Origin of the sequence: Actinoplanes sp. NPDC000266 (assembly GCF_042899005.1) — a bacterium.
Taxonomy (GTDB): domain Bacteria; phylum Actinomycetota; class Actinomycetes; order Mycobacteriales; family Micromonosporaceae; genus Actinoplanes.
Window position 1 is genome coordinate 42,678 of sequence record NZ_JBIAZI010000015.1, and the last position, 25,805, is coordinate 68,482.

At 71.0% G+C, this 25,805-nt stretch carries 28 protein-coding genes and 1 pseudogene; 24 read left to right on the forward strand and 5 right to left on the reverse strand.

Translation table 11 applies throughout. The features are described from left to right. Nucleotides 1-25: 25 nt before the first annotated feature. The 9 genes and pseudogenes from ACFY36_RS44040 to ACFY36_RS44080 form a co-directional block, all read left to right on the forward strand. Nucleotides 26-156 (forward strand): annotated as a pseudogene (locus ACFY36_RS44040) (acyl-CoA dehydrogenase family protein); the annotation flags it as partial. 324 nt (nt 157-480) lie between these two features. Further along, nucleotides 481-1,002 carry a nucleotidyl transferase AbiEii/AbiGii toxin family protein gene (locus tag ACFY36_RS44045; RefSeq protein ID WP_499751900.1) on the forward strand — a complete coding sequence of 174 codons (522 nt, stop codon included), beginning with the start codon at nt 481-483 and terminating at the stop codon, nt 1,000-1,002. After that, nucleotides 999-1,763, forward strand: coding sequence for an enoyl-CoA hydratase-related protein (locus ACFY36_RS44050; RefSeq protein ID WP_499751901.1), 765 nt, complete (start codon nt 999-1,001; stop codon nt 1,761-1,763). The genes ACFY36_RS44045 and ACFY36_RS44050 overlap by 4 nt, the downstream gene beginning before the upstream one ends. A gap of 110 nt (nt 1,764-1,873) precedes the next feature. Further along, nucleotides 1,874-2,590, forward strand: coding sequence for a YbaB/EbfC family nucleoid-associated protein (locus tag ACFY36_RS44055; RefSeq protein WP_499751902.1), 717 nt, complete (start codon nt 1,874-1,876; stop codon nt 2,588-2,590). A 19-nt stretch (nt 2,591-2,609) separates the two neighbouring features. Then, the gene (locus ACFY36_RS44060) at nt 2,610-2,927 is read left to right on the forward strand and encodes a hypothetical protein (RefSeq protein WP_499751903.1); all 318 of its coding nucleotides are present in this window, start codon (nt 2,610-2,612) and stop codon (nt 2,925-2,927) included. Then, nucleotides 2,920-3,636, forward strand: coding sequence for a hypothetical protein (locus tag ACFY36_RS44065; protein ID WP_499751904.1), 717 nt, complete (start codon nt 2,920-2,922; stop codon nt 3,634-3,636). The genes ACFY36_RS44060 and ACFY36_RS44065 overlap by 8 nt, the downstream gene beginning before the upstream one ends. Continuing rightward, nucleotides 3,633-4,052 carry a hypothetical protein gene (locus ACFY36_RS44070; RefSeq protein ID WP_499751905.1) on the forward strand — a complete coding sequence of 140 codons (420 nt, stop codon included), beginning with the start codon at nt 3,633-3,635 and terminating at the stop codon, nt 4,050-4,052. The genes ACFY36_RS44065 and ACFY36_RS44070 overlap by 4 nt, the downstream gene beginning before the upstream one ends. Further along, nucleotides 4,045-4,662, forward strand: a complete 618-nt coding sequence (locus ACFY36_RS44075) for a hypothetical protein (protein WP_499751906.1) — start codon at nt 4,045-4,047, stop codon at nt 4,660-4,662. The genes ACFY36_RS44070 and ACFY36_RS44075 overlap by 8 nt, the downstream gene beginning before the upstream one ends. An 81-nt stretch (nt 4,663-4,743) precedes the next feature. Continuing rightward, complete coding sequence (locus ACFY36_RS44080; protein ID WP_499751907.1) at nt 4,744-6,186, forward strand: dipeptidase; 1,443 nt, start codon at nt 4,744-4,746, stop codon at nt 6,184-6,186. Between the two features lie 29 nt (nt 6,187-6,215). Here ACFY36_RS44080 and ACFY36_RS44085 read toward each other — a convergent pair whose 3' ends face one another. Continuing rightward, nucleotides 6,216-6,929, reverse strand: a complete 714-nt coding sequence (locus ACFY36_RS44085; protein ID WP_499751908.1) for a sensor histidine kinase — start codon at nt 6,927-6,929, stop codon at nt 6,216-6,218. Nucleotides 6,930-6,959: 30 nt separating this feature from the next. Between ACFY36_RS44085 and ACFY36_RS44090 the strand changes: the two genes are divergently transcribed. Next, a complete protein-coding gene (locus ACFY36_RS44090; RefSeq protein WP_499751909.1) occupies nt 6,960-7,592 on the forward strand; it encodes a response regulator in 633 nt (210 codons plus the stop codon). Nucleotides 7,593-7,629: 37 nt separating this feature from the next. On the opposite strand, the gene ACFY36_RS44095 is transcribed toward ACFY36_RS44090, so the two are convergent. Then, nucleotides 7,630-8,847 (reverse strand): Nramp family divalent metal transporter, encoded by a 1,218-nt coding sequence (locus ACFY36_RS44095; RefSeq protein ID WP_499751910.1) that lies wholly within the window; start codon nt 8,845-8,847, stop codon nt 7,630-7,632. Nucleotides 8,848-8,960: 113 nt separating this feature from the next. Here ACFY36_RS44095 and ACFY36_RS44100 point away from each other — a divergent pair, with 113 nt between their 5' ends. The 11 genes from ACFY36_RS44100 (at nt 8,961) to ACFY36_RS44150 (ending at nt 18,311) form a co-directional block, all read left to right on the forward strand. Beyond that, nucleotides 8,961-9,878 (forward strand): manganese catalase, encoded by a 918-nt coding sequence (locus ACFY36_RS44100; protein ID WP_499751911.1) that lies wholly within the window; start codon nt 8,961-8,963, stop codon nt 9,876-9,878. Nucleotides 9,879-10,045: 167 nt separating this feature from the next. Continuing rightward, a complete protein-coding gene (locus ACFY36_RS44105; protein WP_499751912.1) occupies nt 10,046-10,333 on the forward strand; it encodes a hypothetical protein in 288 nt (95 codons plus the stop codon). Next, nucleotides 10,330-11,499: a zinc-dependent alcohol dehydrogenase gene (locus ACFY36_RS44110; protein WP_499751913.1), complete on the forward strand. Its 1,170-nt coding sequence runs from the start codon at nt 10,330-10,332 to the stop codon at nt 11,497-11,499. The genes ACFY36_RS44105 and ACFY36_RS44110 overlap by 4 nt, the downstream gene beginning before the upstream one ends. A 68-nt stretch (nt 11,500-11,567) precedes the next feature. After that, entirely contained in the window at nt 11,568-12,191 is a 624-nt protein-coding gene (locus ACFY36_RS44115; protein ID WP_499751914.1) for a DUF4232 domain-containing protein, read from the forward strand. A gap of 49 nt (nt 12,192-12,240) precedes the next feature. After that, nucleotides 12,241-12,978, forward strand: coding sequence for a GNAT family N-acetyltransferase (locus ACFY36_RS44120; protein WP_499751915.1), 738 nt, complete (start codon nt 12,241-12,243; stop codon nt 12,976-12,978). 45 nt (nt 12,979-13,023) lie between these two features. After that, the gene (locus tag ACFY36_RS44125; RefSeq protein ID WP_499751916.1) at nt 13,024-15,552 is read left to right on the forward strand and encodes an ATP-binding protein; all 2,529 of its coding nucleotides are present in this window, start codon (nt 13,024-13,026) and stop codon (nt 15,550-15,552) included. A 66-nt stretch (nt 15,553-15,618) separates the two neighbouring features. Continuing rightward, nucleotides 15,619-15,870: a DUF4242 domain-containing protein gene (locus ACFY36_RS44130; RefSeq protein WP_499751917.1), complete on the forward strand. Its 252-nt coding sequence runs from the start codon at nt 15,619-15,621 to the stop codon at nt 15,868-15,870. Nucleotides 15,871-15,913: 43 nt separating this feature from the next. Beyond that, nucleotides 15,914-16,243, forward strand: a complete 330-nt coding sequence (locus ACFY36_RS44135; protein WP_499751918.1) for a PadR family transcriptional regulator — start codon at nt 15,914-15,916, stop codon at nt 16,241-16,243. Further along, nucleotides 16,240-17,061, forward strand: coding sequence for an ATP-binding cassette domain-containing protein (locus ACFY36_RS44140; protein WP_499751919.1), 822 nt, complete (start codon nt 16,240-16,242; stop codon nt 17,059-17,061). Before ACFY36_RS44135 ends, ACFY36_RS44140 begins: the two co-directional genes overlap by 4 nt. Next, nucleotides 17,058-17,735: a hypothetical protein gene (locus ACFY36_RS44145; protein ID WP_499751920.1), complete on the forward strand. Its 678-nt coding sequence runs from the start codon at nt 17,058-17,060 to the stop codon at nt 17,733-17,735. Before ACFY36_RS44140 ends, ACFY36_RS44145 begins: the two co-directional genes overlap by 4 nt. Nucleotides 17,736-17,852: 117 nt before the next feature. Beyond that, a complete protein-coding gene (locus ACFY36_RS44150; RefSeq protein WP_499751921.1) occupies nt 17,853-18,311 on the forward strand; it encodes a hypothetical protein in 459 nt (152 codons plus the stop codon). A gap of 682 nt (nt 18,312-18,993) precedes the next feature. Here ACFY36_RS44150 and lexA read toward each other — a convergent pair. Next, nucleotides 18,994-19,620 (reverse strand): transcriptional repressor LexA, encoded by a 627-nt coding sequence (gene lexA, locus ACFY36_RS44155; protein ID WP_499751922.1) that lies wholly within the window; start codon nt 19,618-19,620, stop codon nt 18,994-18,996. A 195-nt stretch (nt 19,621-19,815) separates the two neighbouring features. After that, a complete protein-coding gene (locus tag ACFY36_RS44160) occupies nt 19,816-21,303 on the reverse strand; it encodes a hypothetical protein (protein WP_499751923.1) in 1,488 nt (495 codons plus the stop codon). Between the two features lie 71 nt (nt 21,304-21,374). Between ACFY36_RS44160 and ACFY36_RS44165 the strand changes: the two genes are divergently transcribed. Together ACFY36_RS44165 and ACFY36_RS44170 are read left to right on the forward strand one after the other, a co-directional pair. Further along, nucleotides 21,375-21,896, forward strand: a complete 522-nt coding sequence (locus ACFY36_RS44165) for an acyl-CoA thioesterase (protein WP_499751924.1) — start codon at nt 21,375-21,377, stop codon at nt 21,894-21,896. Nucleotides 21,897-21,905: 9 nt separating this feature from the next. Next, complete coding sequence (locus tag ACFY36_RS44170) at nt 21,906-23,819, forward strand: acetoacetate--CoA ligase (protein WP_499751925.1); 1,914 nt, start codon at nt 21,906-21,908, stop codon at nt 23,817-23,819. Here the strand turns inward: ACFY36_RS44170 and ACFY36_RS44175 are convergent. Next, nucleotides 23,803-24,492, reverse strand: a complete 690-nt coding sequence (locus ACFY36_RS44175; RefSeq protein WP_499751926.1) for a TIGR03089 family protein — start codon at nt 24,490-24,492, stop codon at nt 23,803-23,805. The two genes, ACFY36_RS44170 and ACFY36_RS44175, sit on opposite strands and share 17 nt — an antisense overlap. Nucleotides 24,493-24,652: 160 nt before the next feature. Between ACFY36_RS44175 and ACFY36_RS44180 the strand changes: the two genes are divergently transcribed. Continuing rightward, nucleotides 24,653-25,804: a glycosyltransferase family 4 protein gene (locus ACFY36_RS44180; RefSeq protein ID WP_499751927.1), complete on the forward strand. Its 1,152-nt coding sequence runs from the start codon at nt 24,653-24,655 to the stop codon at nt 25,802-25,804. Nucleotide 25,805: the final 1 nt, after the last annotated feature.

Sequence of the window (25,805 nt, forward strand, 5' to 3'; positions counted from 1 at the left end):
TACACCAGAAAGTATCGGCCAAGAAACCATAGACGCGGTCCAGCTCCTGGGCGGCTACGGCTACACCCGCGACTATCCGGTGGAACGCATGATGCGCGACGCGGCACGAACCAGGTCCAGCGCATCGTGATGGCACGCCAGCTCCTGAAGGACTGAGCAGGCGGAGTTTCTGGCAAGTCGGATGGGGGTTGACTGGTGGTCAACGCCGGGGGTCTGGTTGGTCCCGTCGGGGGTAGATTTGATGTCCGGGTCCTGACCGTTGCTGGGCAGCGCGCGCTATGACCTCGACAACCCACGTCGACTTGCCAGCATGTACGAGACGGTTCTGCGTGAGGCGACAACCAGCGAGGAACTTCACCTGTGGCTGGATGGACCAACGCTTCTGCGTCTGTGGGCGGGTCTGGTCCTTCCTTCGCAGGTGCGGCTCGCCTGGGAGGCCAAGCACCCGGTGCTTGCCGAAGCTCGTCGAGCAGCCGCGTAGTGCCCCACGAGGCAGAGCCGCTGCACCGGCTGCTCGCCGAGATCGGTCTGCGCGCGGGCGGTCCGTTTGGTTTCGCTCTGGCGGGCGGGCATGCCATCGCGGCACACGGCATCATCGACAGGCCGAGTGAAGACGTCGACCTTTTCGCCGACTGGCAGCGACGCGCGGACTTTCCCACCGCCGTGGACGTGGTAGATCTCCGCTTGGAGACCTTCGCCCCGAATCAGCAGCACCGGGTGGAACTCGTCGCCAACTGGCGAGCCCAGCCGCCGGTGGAGATGCAGATCGGTCCGGTTCTGCACCCGGACGATGTGATGGCCGGCAAGATGGATGCCCTCTACAACCGCGCTGCGGCACGAGACTTCATCGACATCGACGCTGCCATAACCCGTGGTCGGTACACCGGGGAGCAGCTCTGCGCTTTGGCTTCGGAGGCTGACGCCGGCTTCGACAGGCGGTTCTTCGCGCAGATGCTCGGCATGATCTGGCCGGGGCGCGATGCTGTAGGACTGTGGGCGTGATCGAGTACATGGTGCGGGACGGGGCCGGATGGGTGACCATCGACAATCCGGCGCGGCGTAATGCCCTGTCGGTGGCGATGATGGGCGCTCTCGAAGCCGCGGTTCGTGAGCTCGACGACGATCCCGAGGCCCGCAGCATCGTGCTGGCGGGTGCGGGTGAGACCTTCTGCGCCGGGGCCGACATCTCCGAGTTCGCCGGGCACCACGACTCCGAGGGCGGGCGGCAGGCGTTCAACGACGCTCTCTCGGGGCTTTTCGGGACCTTGAGCGGGCTTCGGACGCCGCTCATCGCGGTCATCCGCGGACACTGCTTCGGGGCCGGCATGGCCCTTGCCCTCAGTGCCGATCTTCGGATCGCGGCCGACGGTTCCTCCTTCGCCATTCCGGCCGCGCGGCTCGGGGTCGGCTATCCGGTTGCCCTGGCCGAGACGCTCGTGCGTGTTGTCGGGCCCGCTCACGCGGCCGATCTTCTGCTCACCGCCCGGACCTTCAGTGGGGCCGAGGCGCTGGCGGCCGGCTTCGTCAATCGGCTGCTGAAGGGCGAAGACCTCGATTCGGATGTACGCCGGACGGTTGCCGCCATCGCCTCCAATGCCCCTCTGTCGGTGCGGGCGGCCAAGGCCTCCATCAAAGCCACCGCCCACCCCGAGCTGGCCGCGCGGGCCCGTGAGCTGGTCGACGCCTGTGCCGGCAGCGCCGACGAGCGGGAGGGGCAGCTCGCTTTCATGGAGCGGCGAACCCCGACCTTCCAGGGCCGATAGCCTTTTTGTCCTATTGTCCACATCGATCGAACCGATTGCTTCTCCGGTGATGGCTTTGCCACTGTCGGAAGCCGCCGCGCGGGGGCGGCGACCGAGCATGGGGGACGCTCTTGGACAGCGAGGAGCTGGCCGGCCTTCTCGAGGAGGGTGAGGCGCTGGCGCGGACGGCACAGTCCGCGGCGGCCACGCCCTCGAGGCCCGGCTCGGACGGGACCGGCTCGGTGCGCGTGGCGGTGGACGCGCAAGGGCAGGTGGCCGAGGTGTCGGTGGCAGCCGGCTGGAAACGCGAGCTCGGACCGGACGGTCTTCCGGCCGCGGTCATCGACGCGGCCCGAGACGCCCTGACCCGGCGGCTGGCCGCCTGGGGCGAGGCGTACGGGGAAGGCCACGCCGATGCCGGATCCCTCGAAGACTTCCGCTGGCAGCTGGGGGAGCTGGCCACCAGGCCGATGTCGGCCGAGGACCGCCGGGCCGCTCTGAGCGAGCTGCTGGCCCTGCTGGAGGCGGTCGAGCGGGGCCTCGACGAGGTGTCGGGACAGCTCCGGTCCACGTTGGGCGCCACCCACACGGGGCATAGCCCCGACCGGCATGTCGCTGTCACTGTTACCGGCGGCGGCGAGGTCGTCGATGTGCGGTTCGGCCGGGAGTGGCTGCGCGGCGCTCATGAGATCAACATCGGGCGCCAGACGACGGCGGCGTTCCGGTCGGCGTACGAGAAAGCGGCCGCGCACAGCGTCCAGCAGGTGATCGCCGACAGCCCGCTCGGCGCCGCCCAGCGTGAGACGCAGGACCCGTTCGGCCTGGCCCGGAAGCTAAGGCTGATCTGAGCGAGAAGGGGGAGCGCTGGTGAGTGTCACGGCCGCGATCGAGGCGCTGCGGCGCGACGCCGAGATGTGGGACCGGGTCGCTCAGGTGACCGGGCATGCCGGTCAGGAGGCCGGGGCCCTCCGGCTGGACAATACCCAGCTCTCCTGGGCCAGTGTGCCGACCGGGCTGATGCGCACGTACGCCGAGATCCAGGACAAGGTGGCCATGCTGCTCGGCGAGGCCACGACCGTGTACGCCGATCTCGGCGTCGCGCTCGACAAGGTGGCCGCCGCCTACGAGGCGAGCGACGAGAAGGCCGCCCGGCAGTTCAAGGGGGTGTGGGATGTCCGTGAGTAGCACCGAGGCCGGCCTGCTGGACAAGATCAATTCGGTGCTGGAGCAGATCCAGGCCAAGACCACCGAGCTCCAGAACGCCATCAACGCCAAGATCGGCTGGCTGCCGGGTTTCCTCCAGGACAAGGTCGTCGCCGGCTGGAACAAGTTCACCGGCTTCATGCAGCGGGTCTGGACCAACCTCAACGAGGTGCTGTCCAACATGGGCTCGCCGTCGGCGCTGGGCGACACCGCCGAGGCGTGGAGCGACCTGGTCGGCGGCCCGGTCAGCGCCCAGGTGCAGACGGCCGAGGCCGGCCTGCTCAGCGCGGACGACAAATGGGACGGTGACGCCGCCGACGCGTACCGGCAGACTCTGCCCCTGCAGAAGGCCGCGCTGGACAAGGTCAAATCCAGCCTGACCGACGGCATCGCCTCGGCATTGAGCACCGTCTCGACCGGCATCCTGGCGTTCTGGATCGGCCTCGTGGCGGCGCTGGTCGCGCTGGCGGTCGGCATCGTCGGCGCGCTCGGCTCGACCGCGACCATCGTCGGCCTGCCGGCCGCCCCGATCATCGCGGCCGGAGCCGCCCTGGCCGCCTCGGCCTCGCTGATCGGCGGCGCCGAGACGCTGAAGGCGCTCTGCGCCTCGGCCAACGCGACGCTGCGGCAGAAGCTCGCCGACAACGCGGGCTTCCACGAGGGCCACTGGCCGCCGGCGGCGAAGGCGTGACGACCTCACCGATCCGCCGCAGCCGCAGCGGCTTCTCGGCCGCGCTGACCGCGGTGGTGATCGCGGCCGACCTGGCGCTGGCCGCCATCAGCTATCTGGCCTGGACGCTGAACGACGACGCCAAGGGCGTGACGTTCGTCCTGGCCGGCGTCTCGGCCGTGATCGGCGCGGCGCTGCTGGTGCCGGTCGCGGTCGCCTTCGCCGGGGGATCGGCCCGCCTGGCCCGTCGCGCCGACGGCCTGATGTGGCTGCGGCTGATCGGTGTGCTGATCACGCTGGCGGTGTTCGCCGTCCGGCCGGGCTTCGCGGCCATGGCCGGTGTCCTGGCGGCCGTCGGCGCCCTGGCCGCGGTGGCCGACGCCGTCGCCGGCGTCGTGCTGGCGCGGGTGGCGCTGCGGCGCACGTCCGGTGGGTGAGCCGTTCGGCGCCGTGATCGGCCTGTTCTGTCTCGTGTTCGGGCTGCTGTTCGCCGTGCTTTTGGTGGCCGCGATTTGGCGGCGGAACCGCGCGCGGGACCACCGGCGCGCCTGGGCCGACGGCAACGGGTGGAGCTACACCGAGCACCCCGGCGTCGACTGGGGCCGCCATCTGCCCGGGGCCAACAAGCGGGGCATCGAGTACGTCTTCTCGGCCGCACCCCGCGGCCGTCAGCTGAGCGTGGCCCAATATTCGGTGACCGACGCCGACGGCGGCTCCCATCACCACGTGGTCGTCGTGGCCGCGCTGAACCGCCGTCTCCCGCCGGCCGAGGTCACCCGGCGCGGCCGCATCGCCAAGCTGATGAGCGGCGGCGAGACCGGAACCGGCCATCCCGCCTTCGACAGCGAGTTCCGCGCCCGCCCGCCCGGCCGGCTGACGAGCGCACTGATCGAGGCCCATCTGAGCGGCCGGATCCCGGTGCCGTGGCTCGTCGAGGGCGCCGAGCTGATCCACCACCATCCCGGGCGGCTGGAACTGGGTGACGTCGCGCGCCACGCGGCGGCGATCGCGTATCTGGCCGACCTCGTGGACGGAACCGTCCGGTAGCGGAACGTTGCCTCCGAAATAGCCCAGCGTCACGTCAGCAAGTCGTGTACGGGCCAGCCACCTGCGGGAACGTAGCCCGCCATGACCATCTCACAGCAGGAACTCCGGGCCGCGGTGGCCCGGGAGATGCCGCGCGTCCGCGCCGATCTGGAACGGCTGGTGCGCATTCCCAGCATCGCCTTCGACGGCTTCGACCATGCTCAGGTGGACCGGTCGGCCGGCGTCGTGGCCGAGCTCCTCCGCGGCTGCGGCCTGGACACGAAGATCGTCCGCAGCGGCGGCCGGCCCGCGGTGATCGGGCGGCGGGTCGCGCCGCCCGGTGCGCCGACCGTCATGCTCTACGCCCACCACGACGTGCAGCCGGCCGGCGACCCCGCACTGTGGACCTCTGATCCGTTCGAGCCGCAGGAGAGGGACGGCCGGTTGTACGGCCGAGGGACCGCCGACGACAAATCAGGCATCATGGCGCACGTCGCCGCGTTGCGGGCCTGCGGCGACGACCTGCCGGTCGGCGTGGTCGTGTTCGTCGAGGGCGAGGAGGAGTACGGCTCCCAGTCGCTCCGCGGCATGCTCCGTGACCACCTCGACGATCTGCGGGCCGACGTCATCGTGATCGCCGACTCGACCAACTGGGACATCGGCGTGCCCGCGCTGACCACGTCGCTGCGCGGCGAGGTCAACTGCTTCGTCGAGGTACGGACCCTGGAGTCCGCCGTGCACAGCGGCATCTACGGAGGCCCGGCCCCGGACGCCCTCACGGTGCTGTCGCGGCTCATCGCCACTCTGCACGACGCCGAGGGCAACCCGGCCGTGGACGGCCTCGTCGGCTCCGATCACACGACCCTGGACTATCCGGAGGAGCGTTTCCGCCGGCAGGCCGGCGTGCTCGACGGCGTACGCCTGATCGGCTCCGGAAGTGTCGCCGCGCGCAACTGGACCAAACCGTCGATCTCGGTCCTCGGCATCGACGCCCCGCCGACCGGCGCCGCCCCCAACGCCCTCGTGCCGGTGGCCAAGGCGAAGATCGGCGTCCGGGTGGCGCCGGGCGACGACGCCGGCGCCGCCTGGCTGGCGATCAAAGCCCACCTGGAGAAGCACGTGCCGTGGGGCGCCCAGGTGAGGGTCACCCTGGAGCTCACCGGCGAGCCCACCGCCCTCGACGCCACGGGCCCGTTCTTCGACGCCGCCCGCGCCGCCCTGCGCGACGCCTGGGACGGCACGGAGCCGGTCGACATGGGCCTCGGCGGCTCGATCCCGTTCATCGCCGACTTCCGCGACCTGCTCCCGGGCGCCGCGATCATGGTGACCGGGGCCGAGGACCCGTACTCGCGCACCCACTCCCCGGACGAGAGCCTCGACCTCTCCGAATTCGCCCGCATCTGCCTAGGGGAGGCGTTTCTGCTGCACCACCTGGCGGTCGCGGATCAGCGGCGCCACCCAGACGCCGGCGATCACCAGGGCGAGCAGGAGACTTCGGGGTTCGCCTCCGGCGTACATGGCGAGCGCGACCAGCCATGGGGCTAGAACGAGGGTTCGCAATAAGAGGTCCGGCTTCACGTCAGTGGACTTCCCCGCCGGGCGGCCCACCCGGGCCGGGCGATGGCCCGCCGGGGCCACCGCGGCAGGACGACCTCCATGGCCAGGCCGATGGGTGAGGCCGTCCGGGCCCGGACCGACCCGTCCAGCGAGCTCACCAGCTGGCGGACCACCCACAGGCCGAGGCCGTGGTCGTCCGGCGGCGCGGTGCGGCGACGGAGGGCGGTGCGCAGGGCCGGCGTCACGCCGCCGCCGTCGACGACGGTCAGGCGCAGGCGGCGGGCCCGCACCGAGGCGGTGAGCCGAACCGGTCCGGGCGCGTGGCGGAGCGCGTTGCCCGCCAGATTGATCAAGATCTGCCGGGTGTGCGCCGCGTGCACGGGCCATCGCAACGCCGCCTCGGTCGCGAAAACCGACAATCCCGGCGCGGCGGCGCGGATGGTGGGAAGGACCTCAGCAAGCGGCTCGGCCGCCGGGGAACCCCCGGTCCGTCCCGACGCGGTCTCGGCGGCCTCGCTGAGAACCGCGCCGGCGTATTCCACGTGCTCGGCGGCCAGGCGGGCCAGTTCGCTGCGGCGCGGCTCCGGCGGCGCGTCCTCCAGCGCCCGCAACAGCGCGGCGAGCGTCGCCATCGGCGGCCGCAGTTCATGACAGAGGCTCCGGGCCAGCACCAGCCCGGGATCGGCGGCGACCGGGGAGCCGGCGGCGCGGGGGCGGCGGATCAGGCGCATGACTCGGCCCGGAGGGGGCAACCGGCGGCCATGCGCAACATCCGAGTGGCGGTCGTCGATGACCATAATCTCTTTGCCCGCGGCCTGGAGCTGCTCCTGCCCGAGGTCAGTGGCGGGCGGGCCACCGTGGTGGCGACCACCGGCGACGCGGCGTACGCGGCGAGTGTGGTCCGGCACGCCGTGCCTGACGTGGTGCTCGTGGACCTGCGCATGCCACCGCCGGGAGGGATGCGGGCGATCAGCGCGGTGCGCCGGGCCGCGCCCCGGGCCCGGGTGCTCGCCATGTCGGGCGACGACGATCCGGAGCTGGCGCTGGAGGCGCTGCGGACCGGCGCGAGCGGGTTCCTGCCCAAGAGCAGTGACCCGGCCGACATCCTCCAGCCGCTGCTCGCCGTCATCGACGGCTGGGCGGTGCTGCCGGAGAGCCTGCTCGCCGTGATGGTCGAAAGGAACGGCCGCCCGGCCACGCCCGACAATCTGTCCGATGAGGACCGTGAACTGCTGAGGTTGATCGCGGCCGGTTCGTCGACGGTCGAGATCGCGACCAAGCTGCACGTCTCCGAACGCACCGTGAAGCGCCTGACCGCGACGCTGCTGCGCAAGCTGCACGTCGCCAGCCGGGCCGAGGCGGCGGCCCTGGCCGGGCGGACCGGTCTGCTGTAAGTCGCCATGCCGGCCCGCATGCCCCTTTCGGCGGCGGTCAACCCAGCGTTCTCGCGATCAGCAGCACGTTCAGCCCGATGATCAGCAGGGCCGCGGCCGAGGCGGCCATCGTCGTGACCCGGTGATTGACCTGGTCACCCATCACGTCCCGGCGCCGGGTCAGCCAGATCAGGGGTACCAGGGCGAACGGCACGCCGAAGGAGAGCACCACCTGCGACCAGATCAGCGCGCTCGTCGGGTCGGCGCCGAGCATCAGCACCGCCATCGCGGGCGCCATGGTGATCAGCCGCCGGGCCGCCAGTGGGATCGTACGGCCGATGAAACCCTGCATGACCACCTGCCCGGCGTAAGTGCCGACGCTGGAGGACGCGAGGCCGGAGGCGAGCAGGGCGATGGCGAAAGCCGTCGCCGCGTGCCCGTCCAGCACCGAGGCGAACGCCGTGTGGATGCCCTCCAGCGACGCGACGTCCGAGCCGAAGAACAGCTGCGCCGCGATCACCAGCATGGCCAGGTTGACCAGCCCGGCCGCGCCCAGCGCGACCAGCGTGTCGGCCCGTTGATAGCGCAGCGCCTCGCGCAGGCGCGACCGGGCGGCCACCGCCCGCGACTTGGTCAGCGCCGAATGCAGGTAGATCACGTGCGGCATCACTGTCGCGCCGAGGATGCCGGTGGCCAGCACAAGGCTGTCCGGCCCGTCGAACGACGGCATCATGCCGGCGCCCAGGGCGGGGACGTCGACGCCTGAGCGCAGCGAGTTGTAGAGGAAGCCGAGAAGGATCACGCCGAGCAGGGCGCCGATCACCGTCTCGAACCGGCGCACACCGTGCCGGTGCAGTTCCAGCAGGGCGAACGCGGCCGCGCAGGTGATCAGCCCGCCGATCGGGAGCGGAACGCCGAACAGGAGATAGAGGGCCAGGGCGCCACCGATGATCTCGGCCAGGTCGGTGGCCATCGCGACCAGTTCGGCCTGCACCCACAGGCCGCGGGCGACCGGCCGGGGCAGCTTCTCGCGGCACCACTCGGGCAGGTCGCGTCCCGTGACCAGGCCCAACTTGGCCGAGAGCGACTGGATCAGCATGGCCATCACGTTCGCCGCCACGATCACCCAGACCAGCAGATAGCCGAAGCTCGCGCCGCCGGTGAAGTTCGTCGCGAAGTTGCCGGGATCGGCGTAGGCGATCGCGGCCACGAAGGCCGGTCCGAACCAGGGCGCGACGCGGGCCACGCGGGCCCGCAGGGGAGCAGCAACGACCATGGGCCCGTCTTCCCCGGCCGGCGCGGCCCTCAGAGGCCGCAGCCGACCCGGCGGGGCCAGGTGAGCGGGTAGCCCGACTGTCGTACCGCACGACACCGCAAGGGAGGCACGTGATGTTCAAACACGTCGATTACCTGCAGTTCCAGGCCAAGCCGGAGAAGCCGGACGCGTTCTTCGCGGCCAAGCTCCAGGAGCTGATCGGTGGCCAGTTCGGTGAGATGACCGTGATGATGCAGTACCTGTGGCAGGGCTGGTCGTGCCGAGTGCCCGGCAAGTACAAGGACATGATCATGGACATCGCGACCGAGGAGATCGGTCACGTCGAGATGCTCACGACCATGCTGGCCCGCCTGCTCGAGGGCGCGCCGTCGGAGGCCACCGAGAAGGCGGCCGCCGCCAATCCGCTGCTCGCCGCCGTGCTCGGCGGGCAGAACCCGCAGCACGCCATCGTGACCGGCGGCGGCCCCATGCCGACGAACAGCCAGGGCGTGCCGTGGAACGCCGGATACATCGTGGCCAGCGGCAACCTGCTCGCGGACTTCCGGTCCAACGTGGCCGCCGAGGCGCAGAGCCGCCTACAGACCAGCCGCATCTACAACATGACCGACGACCGCGGGGTCAAGGACATGCTCCAGTTCAACCTGGCCCGCGACACCTATCACCAGCAGCAGTGGCTGCTCGGCATCGAGCAGCTCATCGAGGACGGCTTCACCGAGAACGGCATCGAGGACTCCAACGCCGAGCACGAGCACCCGGAGGCCAACCACACCTTCTACAGCTTCGACCCGGAGAGCACCGCGGCCGAGGGCCGGTGGGCGCGCGGGCCGGCGCTCAACGGCAAGGAAGAGATCATCTATGTGCCGGACGCGCAGCCGCTGACCGACGACAAGCCGCTGGGCCCGGCGCCGGACCCGAAGCTGTTCGTCACCTACGACGGCTCGATGGGCAAGGGCAAGCCGGGCACCGGCGCGGGCGCCCATGGTCAGGGTGTGGCCAATGTGGTCAACAAGATCAAGGGCGCGCTCGACTAGTTTATCGATGCCCTACCGAGGTACGCGGCCCATGAGCCGAACGAAAGGGACGCACCATGGGCCGTACGGGAAGAGCACTGCTCGTCATCACGCCGATCGCTGCCGGCGCCGCCTTGGCGGCCTTGCGAAAGCGTTCACCGTCACCACGTCGCACACACGTGGTGACGGTGAACCGGCCGTTCTCCGAGCTGCCACCCCGCCTGCGCGAGCTCGCCGGCGATGTCGAGATCAATCTGTCGGCCGCGCCAGGAGATCGAGGGACGGAGATTTCCGTACGGATCCCCGAGGGCTCCCCGGTGAGCGAGGGGGAGGTCCGCCGGGCCCTGCGCGAGACCCGCTCCCTGGTGGAGGTCGGTGATGTGTTGCTGCCGTCCCGGCCGACCACTCAGAAGACACTGCTCAGCCGGCCGCTGCGCGAAGTGACCGAGCACGGCCGTGAGGGAGGACTGCTGTGAAGGCGTTGCAGTGGCAGGGCGTCAACAAGCTCGCCGTAGGGACCGTGCCCGACCCGGAACTGCGCAACCCGGGCGACATCATCGTCAAGGTGGCCCGGACCGTCACCTGCGGCTCCGACCTGCACCTGATCGGGGGCTACATCCCGTTCATGGAGAAGGGCGACGTGCTCGGGCACGAGTTCCTGGGCGAGGTCGTCGAAGTTGGCCCGGACGTGCAGCGGCACCACGTCGGCGACCGGGTCGTGGTCTCGTCGTTCATCGCCTGCGGCAGTTGCTGGTACTGCGACCAGCAGCTCTTCTCGCTGTGCGACAACGGCAACACCAACCCGGCCATCACCGAGACGATGTGGGGACACGCGCCCGGCGGCTGCTTCGGCTACTCGCACGCGATGGGCGGCAACGCCGGGAGCCACGCCGAGTACGTCCGGGTGCCGTTCGCCGACGTCGGCGCGTTCACCGTGCCGGACGAGGTGAGCGACGAGCGCGCGCTGTTCGCCTCCGACTCGGCCGCCACCGGCTGGATGGGCGCCGATCTGGGTGGGGTGAGGCCGGGTGACGTGGTCGCGGTCTGGGGTGCGGGCGCGGTGGGCCAGATGGCGGCGCGCGCGGCGGCGCTGCTCGGCGCCGACCGGGTCATCGTCATCGACCGCCTGGACAACCGCCTCGACCAGGCCGGGAAGTACGCCGGCGCCGAAACGCTCAACTACGAGCGCACCGACGTGGCCGGTGAGCTGCGCGAGCGCAGCGGTGGCCGCGGGCCTGACGTCTGCATCGAGGCGGTCGGCATGGAGGCGCACTCGCCCGGCGCGCACTTCGGATACGACCAGATCAAACAGCAGCTGCGCCTGCAGACGGACCGTCCGATCGCTGTCCGCGAGGCGATACACGCCTGCCGCAAGGGCGGGTCGGTCTTCGTGCTCGGTGTCTACGCCGGCTTCGTCGACAAGTTCCCGCTCGGCGCGCTGATGAACAAGGGCCTCACGGTGCGCGGGGCGCAGATGCACGGCCAGCGCTACATCCCGATGCTGTTGGAGCGCATGGCCAAGGACGAACTCACCACCGAGCACCTCGCCACCCACGTCATGCCGCTCGACCGAGGCCCCGAGGGCTACCGCATCTTCAAGGAGAAAGAGGACAACTGCGTACGGGCGGTCTTCATCCCGTAGGTGGTTCAGCAGTGACTCGAGGATCACCTTCCGTTTCCGTGGGAACGGCCCGAGGGAATCCTCGAGTCATGCGAACGATCATTGCGGTAGGAGCGGCCGGGCTCGTCCTCGCGGCCGGCGGATGCGGCTCGTCGACCAGCGCCGCCCCGGCGCCGGCACCCACACCCACGACGGCGACGACCAGCCCTCCGGAGACGACCAGCCCTCCGGAGACGACCACGGCCGCGCCTGCGCCGACCCGGACGACGACGTCAGGATCCACCGCCGTCAAGTCCTGTCTCAGCAAGAACCTCAAGGTCACCGTGGTGGCCGACGAGGGAGGCGGGTCGGCCGGTCACACCACCGAGCGGATCGTGTTCGCCAACACGTCCGGATCGTCCTGCACGCTGTACGGATATCCGGGTGTCTCGTTCGTCGCCGGTGACCAGGGCACGCAGGTCGGCAGCGCCTTCACCCGGACGCCGGGCGAGAAGCGCACGGTCAGGCTCGAGCCGGGCGACAAGGTGCACGCGACGGTACAGATCGCGAATTACCAGAACGTCAGCGCCTCCTCCTGCAAGCCGGTGCAGGTGCGCGGCTTCCGCGTCTACCCGCCCAACGAGACCGCCGCCGTCTTCGTGGCCCAGCCGCAGACCGCCTGCTCGGCGCCGAACCAGGCGGTCGGCCAGGTGCAGCCGGTCACGGCGGAGTGATCCTCGCCCCACCGCCGAACGCGCGCCCGATCGTCGCGTTGCAGTGAAAGTGCAGACCAACGACGCTTTCGCGTACGCCTTCCGGGACGGCATCGAGGCGCTGACCTCACTGGTGCCGGGTTCCTTCCACACCACCGGCCCGACGGGCACGCTGCTGGCCCTGACCCGCTCGGTGATTCCCGCCCTCAACCCGATCGTCGTTCCGCAGTCCGCGCCGGACGTGGACGAGGTCGCCACCCTGGCCGAGCTGGCCGACCGCGAGGCCGGCCCGGCGCCGTGGTCCCTCCGGCTGCGCGGCGAGCCAAGCGATCGACTGCGCGAGGTCGCCGCCCGGCACGGCCGGACCACCACCACCCCTCAGCCGTTCATGACGTTGTCGCAGCCGCGGCTGGCGGCGGCGGGCCGGGTGCGGCGGATCAAGGGCGACGAGCACAAGACCTTCGCCACCGTCGTGGCCGGTGTCTTCGGCGCGCCGCCGGAGCTGGTCTCGGCCGTCTACACCCCCGAGGTGCTCGACAGCCCGCAGGTCACGGCCTACGTCGCCGAGACGGGCGAGGGCGAGCCGGTCGCGGCCGGCGTCGCCATCACGACCGGCGACTACGCCGGCCTCGCCAACATCGGCACCCTTCCCACGTTCCAGGGGCAGGGGTACGCCCGTACGGTCACCCAGGCGCTGCTGTCCACCGGGGCCACCCACTTCTACCTGCACGCCGACGAGCAGACGACGGCCTTCTTCGAGCGCTTCGGCTTCGCCACCGAGGAGAACTGGACGATGCTCACGCAGTAAGTTCCCCGACTGTCCTCCGCCCCCGGGAGGGCCAGACTGGGGCCCATGCCCCTTCTCGAGCGCGAGCACGCCCTCGCCTCCCTGGTGGAATACGCCGCCGACGGCGACGTGCGCCTCGTGCTGATCGCGGGCGAGGCCGGCATCGGCAAGACGAGCCTGGTCGAGGCGCTGCGCGAGCGGACCGGCGACGGGACCCGGTGGGCGTGGGGGATGTGCGACGGGCTCTTCACGCCCCGGCCGCTCGGTCCGCTGTTCGACCTGGCGGCCGAGCTCGGCGGCGAGATCGACCAGCTGTGCCGCCGCCGGGCGCCCCGCGAGGAGCTCTTCGACGCGCTGCTCCAGCAGGTGCGGGGCCGGCCGCACCTTCTGGTCATCGAGGATCTGCACTGGGCCGACGAGGCGACCGTCGACCTGGTGCGCTTCCTGGCCCGGCGGCTGCGCGACACCCTGCTGATCGCGACCTACCGCGACGACGAGCTCGATCCGCACGGCCCGCTGCGGATCGCGCTCGGCCGGCTGGCCGCGCTGCGCGCCACCCGCCGGATCAACCTGGCGCCGCTGTCTCCCCAGGCCGTGGGCGTCCTGGCCGCCGACAGCGGTCTGCCGGCGGCCGAGCTGCACCGGCTGACCGGGGGCAACCCGTTCTTCGTGACCGAGGTGATCCGTGCCGGGAGCACGGCCGTGCCGGCCTCGGCCCGCGACGCCGTGCTGGCCCGGGTGGCCGAGCTCAGCGCCGAGGGGCGCGCGCTGCTGGAGACCGCGGCCCTGGCCGGGTCGCGGGTCGATCCGCGCCTGGTCGAGGCGGCTCCCCTCGACGAAGTGATCAAAAGTGGCCTGCTGGTCGAGGATCCGCCCTGGCTGCGGTTCCGGCACGAGCTGGCCCGGCTCGCGGTCGAGCAGGCCGTGCCGGCCCATCGGGCCACCCGCGCGCACGCCGCCATCCTGACCGCGCTGCACGAGCTGGACAGTGACGACGACGCCCAGATGGCCTTCCACGCCGAGATGGCCGGCGATTCCGGGGCGACACTGCGTCATGCCGTACGGGCGGCCGACCGCGCCGCCGAACTGGGCGCCCATCGCGAGGCGGCCGCGCAGTACGAGCGCGCGTTGCGGATCACCGAGAGCGCCGAGCTCTACGACCGCCTGTCGGCTCATCTGTCCCTTCTGGACCGTGGCGCCGATCAGCTCGTGGCCGCGCGAAAGGCCCGCGATCTGTGGCGGGCCGAGGGCGACGAGCGCAAGGAGGGCGTGGCGCTGCTGCGGCTCTCGATCGCGCTGGTCGCGCTCTGCCGCCGGCGCGAGGCGATGGTCGCGGCCGAGCAGGCCCTGGCCATCCTCGAGAAGCACGACAAAACCCCGGAGCTGGCCCGGGCGTACGCCCACCTCGCCACCCAATGCATGCTGACCGACCGCCACCCCGAGGCGATCGGCCTGGCCGTCCGCGCTCAGGAGGCCGCGGCCGAGCTCGGCCTGCCGGCGATCGTCAGCGACGCGCTCAACACGCAGGCCTGCGCCCTGTCGATGAGCGACCAGGAGTGGTGGGCCGAGATGACCGCCGCCCTGCGGGTCGCCCAGGAGAACGACCTGGACGAACAGGCAGGCCGCGCCTATACCAACTTCTACGGCATCCTCACCTGCGAGCGCCGCTACGCCGAGGCCGAGCCGCACTACGAGGCCGGTATCGCCTTCTGCGACGAGCACGACGTCTCCGCCTTCGGCACCTGCATGCGCGGCGAGCGCACGGTGAGCCTGGCCCGCACCGACCGCTGGGACGAGGCGGCCCGGCTCGGCCGTCGCTTGATCACCGAGGTCGAGGCGTCGCCGATCAACCGGATCAGCCCGCTGCTCGGGCTCACCACGGTGCTGGTGCGCCGCGGCGACGACGAGGTCGCGCCGCTGCTGGACGAGGCGGCGGCCACCGCCGACGGGTCGGCCGAACCACAGTGGATCGTCTACGCCCGGCTGACCCGGGCCGAGTGGCGGTGGCTGGCCGGGCGGTGGGAGGAGGCCCGGTGCGAGGCCGAGCTGGCGGACGACGTGGCGGGCCGGGGGAACCGGTGGCTGCGGGGTGCGGTTGCGGTCTGGCTCCGGCGTACGGAATCGGAAAGGTCTTTCAAATCGCCCGTGGCCGAGCCGTTCCAGCTCTTCCTGGACGGCGACTTCGCCGCGTCGGCCGAGCGGTGGGACGCGATCGGCAGTGGCTATGAGGCGGCCCTGTCGTTGATGGCCTCGCCCGAGGAGGAACACCTGCGCGAGGCCGTGCGGAGGTTCGACGAGCTGGGCGCCGTGCCCGCCGCCCGCCGGGCCCGGCAGCTGTTGCGGAGCCGGGGTGTGCGCTCGGTGCCGGTGGGCCCGCGCGCCGCCACCCGCGCCCATCCGGCCGGGCTGACCCGTCGCGAGCACGAGGTGCTCGACCTGATCGGCGCCGGGCGCACCAACGCCGAGATCGCCGCCCACCTCGTGCTCTCGGTGAAGACCGTCGACCATCACGTGTCGGCCGTGCTGGCCAAGCTCGGCGCGCCCACGCGGTCGGCGGCCGCGGCCAAGGCCCGGAACCTCGGACTACTTGGGTAGCCGGCGAAGAAATCTGGGTAGCCGCTCCCGATCTCCCGTCACGCGTCCGCGACGAGAGTCAAAGGCATGAATACCTACATGGATGTCCACACCGTGGCCGGCGGCGTCAACCTCGACGACGTCGTCAAGGCACACCAGGCCGACCTCGCCACGCAGGGCGAGTTCGGCGTCAGCTATCTGCGCTACTGGGTCGACGAGGCCCACGGCAAGATCTTCTGCCTCGTCGCGGCACCGTCGGCCGACGCCGCCGCGGCCGTGCACCGCAAAGCGCACGGCCTGGTGGCCGACGAAATCTATCAGGTGGCCGAGGGCGCCTGAACCCCACTAGTCAGTCTATCTGCTATGCAGTTAGTCTGACTACATGACGCCTCGGCCGTGGCTGCACGGCTTCCTCGACCTGTGCCTGCTCGCGATGCTGCGCGAGCAGCCCGATTACGGGTACGGCCTGGCCCAGCGGCTCGCCGCCGCCGGCGTGGCCGACGTGCCCGGCGGCACGCTCTATCCGGCCCTGCTGCGCCTGGAGCAGCAGGGCCTCGCCGTGCCCGGCTGGCAGCCGTCCGAGTCCGGCCCGCGCCGCAAGTACTACGCGATCACCGACGCCGGCCGGGAGTTCCTCGACGGCCAGGCGGCCGAGTGGCGGCAGTTCCGCGACGGCGTGGACGCCCTCATCGAAGCGAAGGCACCCCGATGAGCGAGTGGCCCCAGCTCTTCGAGACCGAGCTCCTGCGCCTCGGACTCCAGCCGGCCCGGGCCCGGCAGCTGACCGACGAGACGGCCCAGCAGGCGGCCGAGCACGCGGCGCCGCCGGCCGACGTCTTCGGCCCGGCCCACCTGTACGCCCGGCACCTGGTGGCCGAGCTCAACACGCCGGCCTCGGCCCAGCGGCTGGCGCCCGGCCCCGTGCTGCTCGATCTGGCCGGTGTCGCCAAGCGCTACCGCCGCCGCACCGTCTTCGCCGGCGTCAACCTGCGGGTGCGCGGCGGCGAGGTGGCCGCCATCGTCGGCGCCAACGGCTGCGGCAAGTCCACATTGCTCCGCATCTGCGCCGGCCTGACCCGGCCCAGCGCGGGCGAGGTCCACCGCACCCGGCGTGTCGGCTTCGTCCCGCAGGACGGCGGCACGGCGGGCTGGCTCACCGCGGAGGAGCACTTCACGCTCTTCGGCGCGGCGGCCGGCATGGTTCCCGGCCGGGCCCGCTCCACCGGCGCCCACCTGGCGACCCGGCTGGCCTGGCGGCCGAGCCGCAAGCAGCCCGCGCAGCAGTTGTCCGGTGGCACGAGGCAGAAGCTCAACCTGGTGCTGGGCGAGCTGCACGCGCCCGACCTGTTGCTGCTCGACGAGCCGTACCAGGGCTTCGACCAGGGCACCTATCTGGACTTCTGGCAACAGGTCTTCGCCTGGCGCGACGCCGGCCGGGCCGTCGTGGTCGTCACCCACCTGCTGCACGATCTCCAGAACGTCGACCACGTGCTCGATCTGGGCGCTCTGAGCCTGGAGGGGGCACGATGACCGCGTTCGTGGTGGCGAGCCTGTCGGCTCGCGAGGTCTCCCGCCGGTGGGTGGCGCTGGTCCTGGTGATCGCGCTTCCGCTCTGGTTCTATCTCGTACGCCGTGACCTCGCCGGCCAGTCCACACGCATGCTGGCGCTCGGAATCGGCTGGTCGGTGTCCACTTTGACGTTGTTCGTGGTGAACGCCTCCCGCAGTGTCGATCCGCGCCTGCGGCTCACCGGCGCGTCGACCGCGAGCATCATCGGCGGCCGCCTGGCCGCGATGTCCGGCGTCGGCCTCGCCGTGGCGTTCGGATATTGGCTGCTGGTCGGCGTCGACCAGGACCTGCTCCACTGGTGGGTGGCCGGCCTGATGATGGCGACCACGGCGCTGGTGGCGGCCCCGCTCGGCAGCCTGATCGGCGCGCTGCTGCCGCGCGAGCTGGAGGGTGCGCTGGCCCTGCTCAGCGTGTGCGCGGTGCAGATGCTGGCCGACCCGGCGGGCACGACCGCCAAGCTGATGCCGTTCTGGTCCACACGCGAGATCGGCACGTACGCGGTCGACGGCGGCGGCTTCGACATGGTGTGGCACGGCCTCGGCCACGCCGCCCTGGTGTGGCTGATCTGCGCGGGCGGCACGCTGGCGATCTTCCGGTGGCGCCTGCGCTTGGCGAACTACCCAGAACCCATTTAAAACCTGACAAACGGTCAACCAAGATCAGCCGAAAGTACGTATCAGCCTCCGCAAGACTCTTATGTCCGATATGCCACGATCTGTGGCGTAAGCGGAAAACACAGCTGGAGGTTGGATATGAACAAGGCAGTTCGGATGCTGACCATGATCGGCATGGGTGTGATGACCAGCGTCGCGATCGGCGCCCCGGCGCTGGCCGCGGACAGCGGCTCGTCGGCGACGGCCAAGAGCGAGTCCACGGCCAAGGTGCAGCGGCACGACCGCGACCAGGTCGTCGGCTTCTACCGGACGCTGCGCGACTGCGAGCGGGCCGGCCGGGTCGGCGAGTGGTTCGACCGCTGGGAGGACTACGACTGCGACCGGGTGCGCTTCGGCTTCCGCCGCGGCTACTGGGCCCTCGAGGTCGAGCGGGACTGGCGCGGTGGCCACCACTTCCGCGACCGCGACCACCGCGACCGTGACCGTGACCGTGACCACCGCGACCGTGACCACCGCGACCGTGACCACCGCGACCGTGACCACCGCGACCGCGACCACGACGACCGCGACGACCGCCGCAACCCGAGCCGTCGCTGACCCACCACGTCAGACACGCCACCGGCCATGACGCCCCGAACCGTCAAGGCCGGCGGCGTGCCCTGACACCCACCCGCCCCGGCGCCGAGAAAAGTGGGCCCACCGCCCACCCGGCGCCGAGGGGGTGGCCCTATTTGCTCATCCGGAGTTCCGGCCGGCACCGAGGGCAAGCGGCGCCCATTGCTCATCCCGGAGTTCCGGTCGGCACCGAGGGCGAGCGGCGTCCATTGCCCATCCCGACATTCCGGCCGGCGTCCACTGCCCATTTCGGATTCCGGCCAGGGTTGGGGGCGACCATTACCCACCCGCCGTTCTGGCCGGCGTCGAGGGGAGTGGCGACCACCGCCCATCCGGCGTTCCGGCCGGCGTCGAGGGGGAGTAGCGACCGGCCGGCGTTGGGAAAGGCGCGGTGCCCACTGCTCACCTGGCGGGAAAGGTGCGGAGCCCATTGTGTGGCCCCGGCGGGAAGCGCTGAGACCACTGTTCACCGGGCGTCGAGAAGGGCCGGCGCCCTCTGCCTACCTCGCGCTGGAAGGCGGGGCGTCCGTCCGGCGCTCGGGTGGCGCCAGGCGCGGCGTTCAATGCGCCGCCCGGCGCTCGTTGAGGCGCGGCCGGGTGTGTCGCGTCCACAGTCCACCCCGGTGCTCGGGCCGTGTCCTTCGGGGCGCGGCCCGAGCATTTTCTATATGCGCCGGAGGACGCTGACCACCTTGCCCAGGATGGTGGCGCCGTCGCCGGGGATCACGTCGTAGGCCTCGTTGCGGGGCACCAGCTCTACGTGGCCGTTGGTGCGGCGCAGCACCTTCACCGTGGCCTCGCCGTCGAGCATCGCGGCTACTATCTCGCCGTCCTCGGCCACCTGCTGCTGGCGGACCACCACCGTGTCGCCGTCGCAGATCGCGGCGTCGACCATCGAGTCGCCCTTGACCCTCAGGGCGAACAGCGTTCCCTTGCCGACCAGGCTGACCGGCAGGGTGAGCTGCTCCTCGACATGTTCGTCGGCCAGGATCGGGGCGCCGGCGGCGATCGCGCCCAGCATCGGGACCGAGACGTTGCCGTCGCTCGGGGTGCGGATGTCGATCGCCCGGGAGCCGCGCGCGCCCCGGCGGATCAGGCCGCGCTCCTCGAGGACGCCGAGCTGATGGGCCACCGACGACGGCGAGTCGAGCCCGACCGCGGCGCCGATCTCACGAATGGTCGGCGGATAGCCATGACGGTCGATCCAGTCACGGATCATCGCGTAGATCTGCCGCTGTCTCTTGCTGAGGGGCACGTCGTCATTCAAAGGCACGTCATCCGGGGACGTCATGCATGGATGATACTACAATCTTCGATCATCTGTACGAAACTCTTTCGAGTGACGCTCAGCCTCTGAGCCTGCTGAGCAGCCCGTCCTCGGCCTGGTCGACCGACGGCTCAGCCCAGTAGTTCAGCGGCCCCGCGGATCCAGCAGGTGCCTCCGCCTGGGCGCGGCCGCGCCGGCGGTCTGCACCCGCCGGGCGAGCTAGTCGTCGGAGGGCCGGCGCTGGGCCGGAATTTCCTCCGGTGGGCGCTCCATGCTCATCACGGTCATCTCACGCTTCTCGGGCTCACCGTCGCGAGGCGCCGGCGGCACGATCCGGCCGGTCGGATCGTCCGAGATGTCGGGCTGTTCGGCATCCGCGATGGACGAGGCGGCCAGCGGTTCCGAGCGGATGATCTCCGTCCGCTCCGAAGCGGGCCGGATGACCTGAGTGCGTTCCGGATCCCGGATCACCTGCGTCTGATCGCCACCGGCTCCGGGCACGTCCGCCACGCGCGGCTGATGATCACCGCTGGCGGGGCCGGCCGGCGGGAGCCTGATGGGCTCGGTCTTCTCCGGCTCGGCGGCCTGACCGAGGGAAGCGATCGTGGCGGCCTCGTCCGACGAGACCACCACCCCGGTCGCTCGTGATGTGGGAGCGATCAGCCGGGAGAGGGTCGACTCGACCTCGCGTTCCTCCGAGACGTAGGTCGTGGCCGCCGCCTCCACGCGAAGCGGCTTGGCCGCGGGGGCCTTCACGACCTGGCCGGTCTCCGTCGCCGGCTCGCCGCCCACGGTCGGTTCGTCGGTCGCGCCCACCACCGCGGTCTCGCCCGAAGCGTTCACCGCCGTGGTTTGGCCCGGAGCGTTCACCGCGGTGGTTTGGCTCGGAGCGTTCACCGCCGTGGTTTCGTCTGCGGCGGTCACCGCGGTGGTTTCGTCCGGGGCGGTCACCGCCGTTGTTTCGTCTGGAGCGGTCACCATCGTGGGCTCTTCGAAGGCGATGGCCCTGGTGGGTTCGTCGGTCGCGGGGACCGCGGCCGGCTCGTCGAGCCGGATGGCCGTGGTGGGCGCCTCGGCCTGCGGCTGGGCGGTGTCCACCGTCGGGTCGTTGCTCGATGCGCTGCTGACGACGACTGTCGGGTCGCTGTCGATGCTCGGCGGCTGCGGGCCCAGACGTATCACCGTTGTCGGATCCGGGTCGGTCCTCGACGGCAGGACCGTCGTCTCCAGGACCGCGGCCGGCACTGTCGGCGCCGGCGCGGTGGCCCGGAAACGGCCGATCTGGCCGATCAGCGGCAGGACCGGCGGCTCGTAACGTTCCCAGCGGCGCGCGCTCAAAGCCGTACAGATCAACGGGATCGCCAGCATCGCGGCCAGGCCGTAGCCGGGGCGGCTCAGGTCGAAGCCGTCCTTCGCGACGTTCGCCGGCCACAGGCCCGCGTAGCCGGGCGGCTCGGCCAGCGCCCAGATCGAGACCCCCAGGAACGCCAGACCGGCCAGCAGCGGGCCGGCCGGGGAGATCGGGGCCAGGAGCAGGATGGCGTACGCCGCGCCGGCCAGCAGCAGCAGGGACAGGCCGCCCAGGGACTCGACCGCGAAGTCGTCGCGCCCCCGGGTGGTCAGGTCCTGGGTGAAGCCGACGGCGGCGAGGATCCACACCGCCGGTGCCAGCACGACGGCGTACAAGATCGACCTGAAGTGGCGCAAGGGTGTCTCCCGGGTTTTCCAGCTGCTCAGGCAACGTACCGCCGCCGGGCAAGCCCCGTAATCTACGGCGCATGAGTGAGCAGCCCACCGGCCGTCCGACGTCGTATTCGCGGGTCACGCTGAGCCGGATCATGACCGCGGTGGACGTCAATCTGTACGGCACCGTGCACGGCGGTGTGCTGATGAAGTTCGTCGACGACGTGGCGGGTGCGGCCGCGGCCCGGCACAGCGGCGGCACCGCCGTGACCGCCGCCATCGACGAGATCCTGTTCCTCGAGCCGGTGCGGGTCGGCGATCTCGTGCACGCCTACGCGCAGGTGAACTGGACCGGCACCAGCTCGATGGAGGTCGGCGTCAAGCTTGTCGCCGAGCGCTGGGACGTGGTCAGCCCGGAGCCGCTCACCGTGGCCACCGCATACCTCGTATTCGTAGCGGTGGACGTGGCGGGCCACCCACGGAACGTCCCTCCGGTGTTGCCTGAGCACATAGACGACGAGCGCCGTTTCCGCGAGGCTCTGATCAGGCGGGAGCACCGCCTGTCGCGCCGGACGGCCATTCAGCGGGCCCGGCAGGAACAGGTGAATGAACGTTAAGGTGAGCGCATGACGGGCACAGTGTTGTGGGAGCCGCCGGCCGACGTCCGGGAGAAGTCGCGCATCGGGCGCTACATGTCCTGGCTGGGCCGGGCCGACGACGACTACGCGGCGCTGTGGCAGTGGTCCGTCGACGACCTGCCCGGCTTCTGGCAGTCGATCTGGGACTATTTCGAGGTAAAAGCGGACCAGCAGCCGACGGCGGTGATCGGCGATCCGGCCATGCCGGGAGCGAAGTGGTTCCCTGGCGCCACTCTGAACTACGCGGAGCACGTGCTTCGGGCCCCGGGCCTGGGTGAGGACGAGGTGGTCGTCGAGGCGTACAGCCAAAGCCGTGACCGCGAGCAACTGACCGTGCGTGAGTTGCGCGAGGAGGTCCGCCAAGTCCGAGCCGGGCTGAAAGCGCGCGGCGTCGGCCAGGGTGACCGAGTCGCCGCCTACGCGCCGAACATCCCGGAGACGTACGTCCTGATGCTCGCGACCGCGAGCCTCGGCGCGATCTTCTCGTCGTGTGCGCCGGAATTCGGTGTACGCAGCGTCATCGACCGCTGGCAGCAGATCGAGCCCAAGGTGCTCGTTGCCGTCGACGGCTACATGTACGGCGACAAGGCCATCGACCGCCGCGAGGAGGTCGCCGCGATCGTCGAGGCGCTCCCGTCGATCGAGCACCTGGTGACGATTGGTTACCTGCACGGCGGCGGCGATTACGACGCGCTGAAAACCGACGAGCCGATGGCGTTCGCGCACGTGCCTTTCGATCATCCGCTGTACGTGCTCTACAGCTCGGGCACGACCGGCCTGCCCAAGCCGATCGTCCACGGGCACGGCGGCATCCTGCTGGAACACCTGAAGATGCTGGCCCTGCACCACGATCTCGGACCCGGCGACCGCTTCTTCTGGTTCACCACGACCGGCTGGATGATGTGGAACTTCCTGGTCAGCGCCCCGGCGGTGGGCGCGGCCATCGTCATGTTCGACGGCAACCCGGCCTATCCGGGCATGTCGGCCCTGTGGGATCTGGCCGACGAGGCCGGCATCACCTATTTCGGCACCTCGGCGCCGTACATCATGGCCTGCCGCAAGGCCGGTCTGACCCCGCGCAAGCGGCTCAAGGGCATCGGTTCGACCGGCGCGCCGCTGCCGCCCGAGGGCTTCGACTGGGTCTACGAGGCGGTCGGCTCCGAGCTGCAACTGCAGTCGCTGTCCGGCGGCACCGACGTCTGCACCGGTTTTGTGGGCGCGGTTCCGCTGCTCCCGGTGGTCGAGGGCAAGATCGCCTGTCGGGCCTTAGGGTCCAGGGTCGAGGCGTACGACCCCGCAGGGAACCCGGTCATCGGTGAGCTGGGCGAGCTGGTGATCACCGCGCCCATGCCGAGCATGCCGGTCGGTTTCTGGAACGACCCGGACGGCAAGCGCTACCGCGAGGCGTACTTCGACTACTTCCCGGGCGTCTGGCGGCACGGCGACTGGATCACGATCGGCGCCGACGGCAGTTGTGTGATCACCGGGCGCTCCGACGCCACCCTGAACCGCGGCGGCGTGCGGCTGGGCACCGCCGAGTTCTACTCGGTCGTCGAGAGCCTGCCCGAGATCGCCGACTCGGTCGTCGTGCACCTCGAACAGGACGGCAACCCCAACGGCGAACTGCTCCTGTTCGTCGTGCCCGCCGAGGGTTTCACCCTCGACGACACCCTGCGCAAGCGCATCGGTTCCGAGCTGCGTGCGGCGCTTTCGCCGCGGCACGTCCCGGACGAGATCCATGCCGTACGGGCGGTGCCGCGCACCCTCTCGTCGAAAAAGCTCGAGGTGCCGGTGAAGCGCATCCTCACCGGCACGCCGGTCGAGTCGGCGGCCGCCGCGGGCGCGCTGGCCAACCCGTCGTCGCTGCTGGAGTTCGAGAAGCTGTTCAGAGAACGAGCGTGACCTTTTCGGACTCGGCGCGGGCGGCGGTCTTCGCCGGGTCCAGGTTGGCGCACAGCACGACCGAGGCGCCCGCGACCAGCGGGGCGAGCAGCCACGTGACCGGGTCGGGGTGCCGGCCCGCGTCGATCAGCACGCGGGCGCCGGCCGGGATGCCCTTGGCCGCGGCCTCGGCCAGGACCTCTCGGTGGGTACGGCCGTCGAGCGCCCTGTCGTCGGGGGCGACCGGCTGACCGGGGAAGTAGTCGCCGTGCTGGCGCACCTCCAGCACGAAGTCGGCGAAGCCGGCCGGCAGCTCGCGCAGCGGCATCGCGAACGGGAGCAGGCCCGTGGCGTACCTGTCTGGCGCTTTTGTCGCACTGGTCTGTCCTGGCGTGGTCACCACGACATCCGCCGACTCTGTGTCCCCGGTCTCGGCGGCCAGGCCGGCCGACCACACGCCGAGCAGGACGGCCGCGGTCTGCCAATGCGGCGGCAGCTGCACGGCCGCGGTGTCGCCGTTACCCAGCCCCAGGCCGTCGACCAGCAGGTTCGCGGTCTTCGAGACCCAATTGTCCAGAGTCGCCCCGGACAATTCGGTGCGGTCGCCACTGGCGTCGTCGTAGAAGGTCAGCAGCGGCGAAGCCGGGTCATTCCGGACGGCTGCGGCGAGAACCTGCGGGATCGTCGGTTGCACTTCGACCACGATAGTGTCGTCACCGTCCGTAATCGATCCTGGACGCGCGATGAGTTCGCCGAAACGCCGGGAACAAGGCGGTGTCGCCGTCACATGCGCGATGCATTGCGGGCGTAGTCTTGCCAGTGGTCTGAATTACAACCTCTTTGGGAGTTGCCTCGTGACCGCCGGTCGCCCCCCGCGAGTGCTCGTCGACGCCACCAGCGTCCCCGCTGACCGGGGAGGTGTCGGCAGATACGTCGACGGCCTCCTCGGCGCCCTCGGGCGGATGGACCCCGACCGGGTCGATCTGGCCGTCGTGGCCCAGCGTTCGGATGCGGAGCGTTACAGCCGCATGCTCGACGACAAGGCCGAGGTGATCGCCGGCCCGGCCGCGGTCGCCCACCGGCCGGCCCGGCTCGCCTGGGAGCAGACGGGTCTGCCGCTGCTCGCCCAGCAGGTCGGCGCCCAGGTGCTGCACTCACCGTTCTACACGTGCCCGCTGCGCGCCAGCTGCCCCGTCACGGTGACCGTGCACGACGCCACGTTCTTCACCGAGCCGGAGCACTACGACAACACCAAGCGGACGTTCTTCCGCAGCGCGATCAAGACGTCGCTGCGCCGCGCGGCCCGGGTGATCGTGCCCAGCAAGGCGACCCGCGACGAGCTGATCCGCCTGCTCGACGCCGATCCGACCCGCATCGACGTCGCCTACCACGGCGTCGACCAGGCCGCGTTCCACGCGCCGACCGAGGAGGAGAAGGCGCGCGTGCGCGCCCGTCTCGGCCTCAACGACTCCGGTTACGTCGCGTTCCTCGGCGCCAAGGAGCCCCGCAAGAACGTGCCCAACCTGATCCGCGGCTGGGCCCGCGCGGTGGCCGACTGGCCGCACCCGCCGGCGCTGGTGCTGGCCGGCGGACAGGGTCACGACGACGAGATCGACCGCGCGGTGGCCGAGGTCCCCTCCCACCTGCGGCTGCTGCGCCCGGGCTACCTGCGCTACGCCGACCTGCCCGGCTTCCTCGGCGGCGCCCTGGTCGCCTGCTACCCGTCGTTCGGCGAGGGCTTCGGCCTGCCGATCCTCGAGGCGATGGCCTGCGCCACGCCGGTGCTCACCACCCCGCGCCTCTCCCTGCCCGAGGTGGGCGGCGACGCGGTGGCCTACACGACCGAGGACCCCGACCGCATCGCATCGGACCTGGCCGATCTGCTCCACGACGAGCCCCGCCGCCTGACCCTCGCCAAGGCCGGCTTCGACCGCGCCAAGGAGTTCACCTGGCAGTCGAGCGCCGAGGTACATGTCACAACCTGGAAACGAGTCGCGGCGCTCTGAC

Coding starts and splice junctions, on each gene's coding strand:
- ACFY36_RS44125 (WP_499751916.1), top strand. CDS start 13,024: ATGCCCCTTCTCGAGCGCGAGCACGCCCTCGCCTCCCTGGTGGAATAC.
- ACFY36_RS44140 (WP_499751919.1), top strand. CDS start 16,240: ATGAGCGAGTGGCCCCAGCTCTTCGAGACCGAGCTCCTGCGCCTCGGA.
- ACFY36_RS44145 (WP_499751920.1), top strand. CDS start 17,058: ATGACCGCGTTCGTGGTGGCGAGCCTGTCGGCTCGCGAGGTCTCCCGC.
- ACFY36_RS44165 (WP_499751924.1), top strand. CDS start 21,375: ATGAGTGAGCAGCCCACCGGCCGTCCGACGTCGTATTCGCGGGTCACG.
- ACFY36_RS44085 (WP_499751908.1), bottom strand. CDS start 6,929: ATGCGCCTGATCCGCCGCCCCCGCGCCGCCGGCTCCCCGGTCGCCGCC.
- ACFY36_RS44115 (WP_499751914.1), top strand. CDS start 11,568: ATGCGAACGATCATTGCGGTAGGAGCGGCCGGGCTCGTCCTCGCGGCC.
- ACFY36_RS44130 (WP_499751917.1), top strand. CDS start 15,619: ATGAATACCTACATGGATGTCCACACCGTGGCCGGCGGCGTCAACCTC.
- ACFY36_RS44170 (WP_499751925.1), top strand. CDS start 21,906: ATGACGGGCACAGTGTTGTGGGAGCCGCCGGCCGACGTCCGGGAGAAG.
- ACFY36_RS44135 (WP_499751918.1), top strand. CDS start 15,914: ATGACGCCTCGGCCGTGGCTGCACGGCTTCCTCGACCTGTGCCTGCTC.
- ACFY36_RS44080 (WP_499751907.1), top strand. CDS start 4,744: ATGACCATCTCACAGCAGGAACTCCGGGCCGCGGTGGCCCGGGAGATG.
- ACFY36_RS44100 (WP_499751911.1), top strand. CDS start 8,961: ATGTTCAAACACGTCGATTACCTGCAGTTCCAGGCCAAGCCGGAGAAG.
- ACFY36_RS44090 (WP_499751909.1), top strand. CDS start 6,960: ATGCGCAACATCCGAGTGGCGGTCGTCGATGACCATAATCTCTTTGCC.
- ACFY36_RS44150 (WP_499751921.1), top strand. CDS start 17,853: ATGAACAAGGCAGTTCGGATGCTGACCATGATCGGCATGGGTGTGATG.
- lexA (WP_499751922.1), bottom strand. CDS start 19,620: ATGACGTCCCCGGATGACGTGCCTTTGAATGACGACGTGCCCCTCAGC.
- ACFY36_RS44095 (WP_499751910.1), bottom strand. CDS start 8,847: ATGGTCGTTGCTGCTCCCCTGCGGGCCCGCGTGGCCCGCGTCGCGCCC.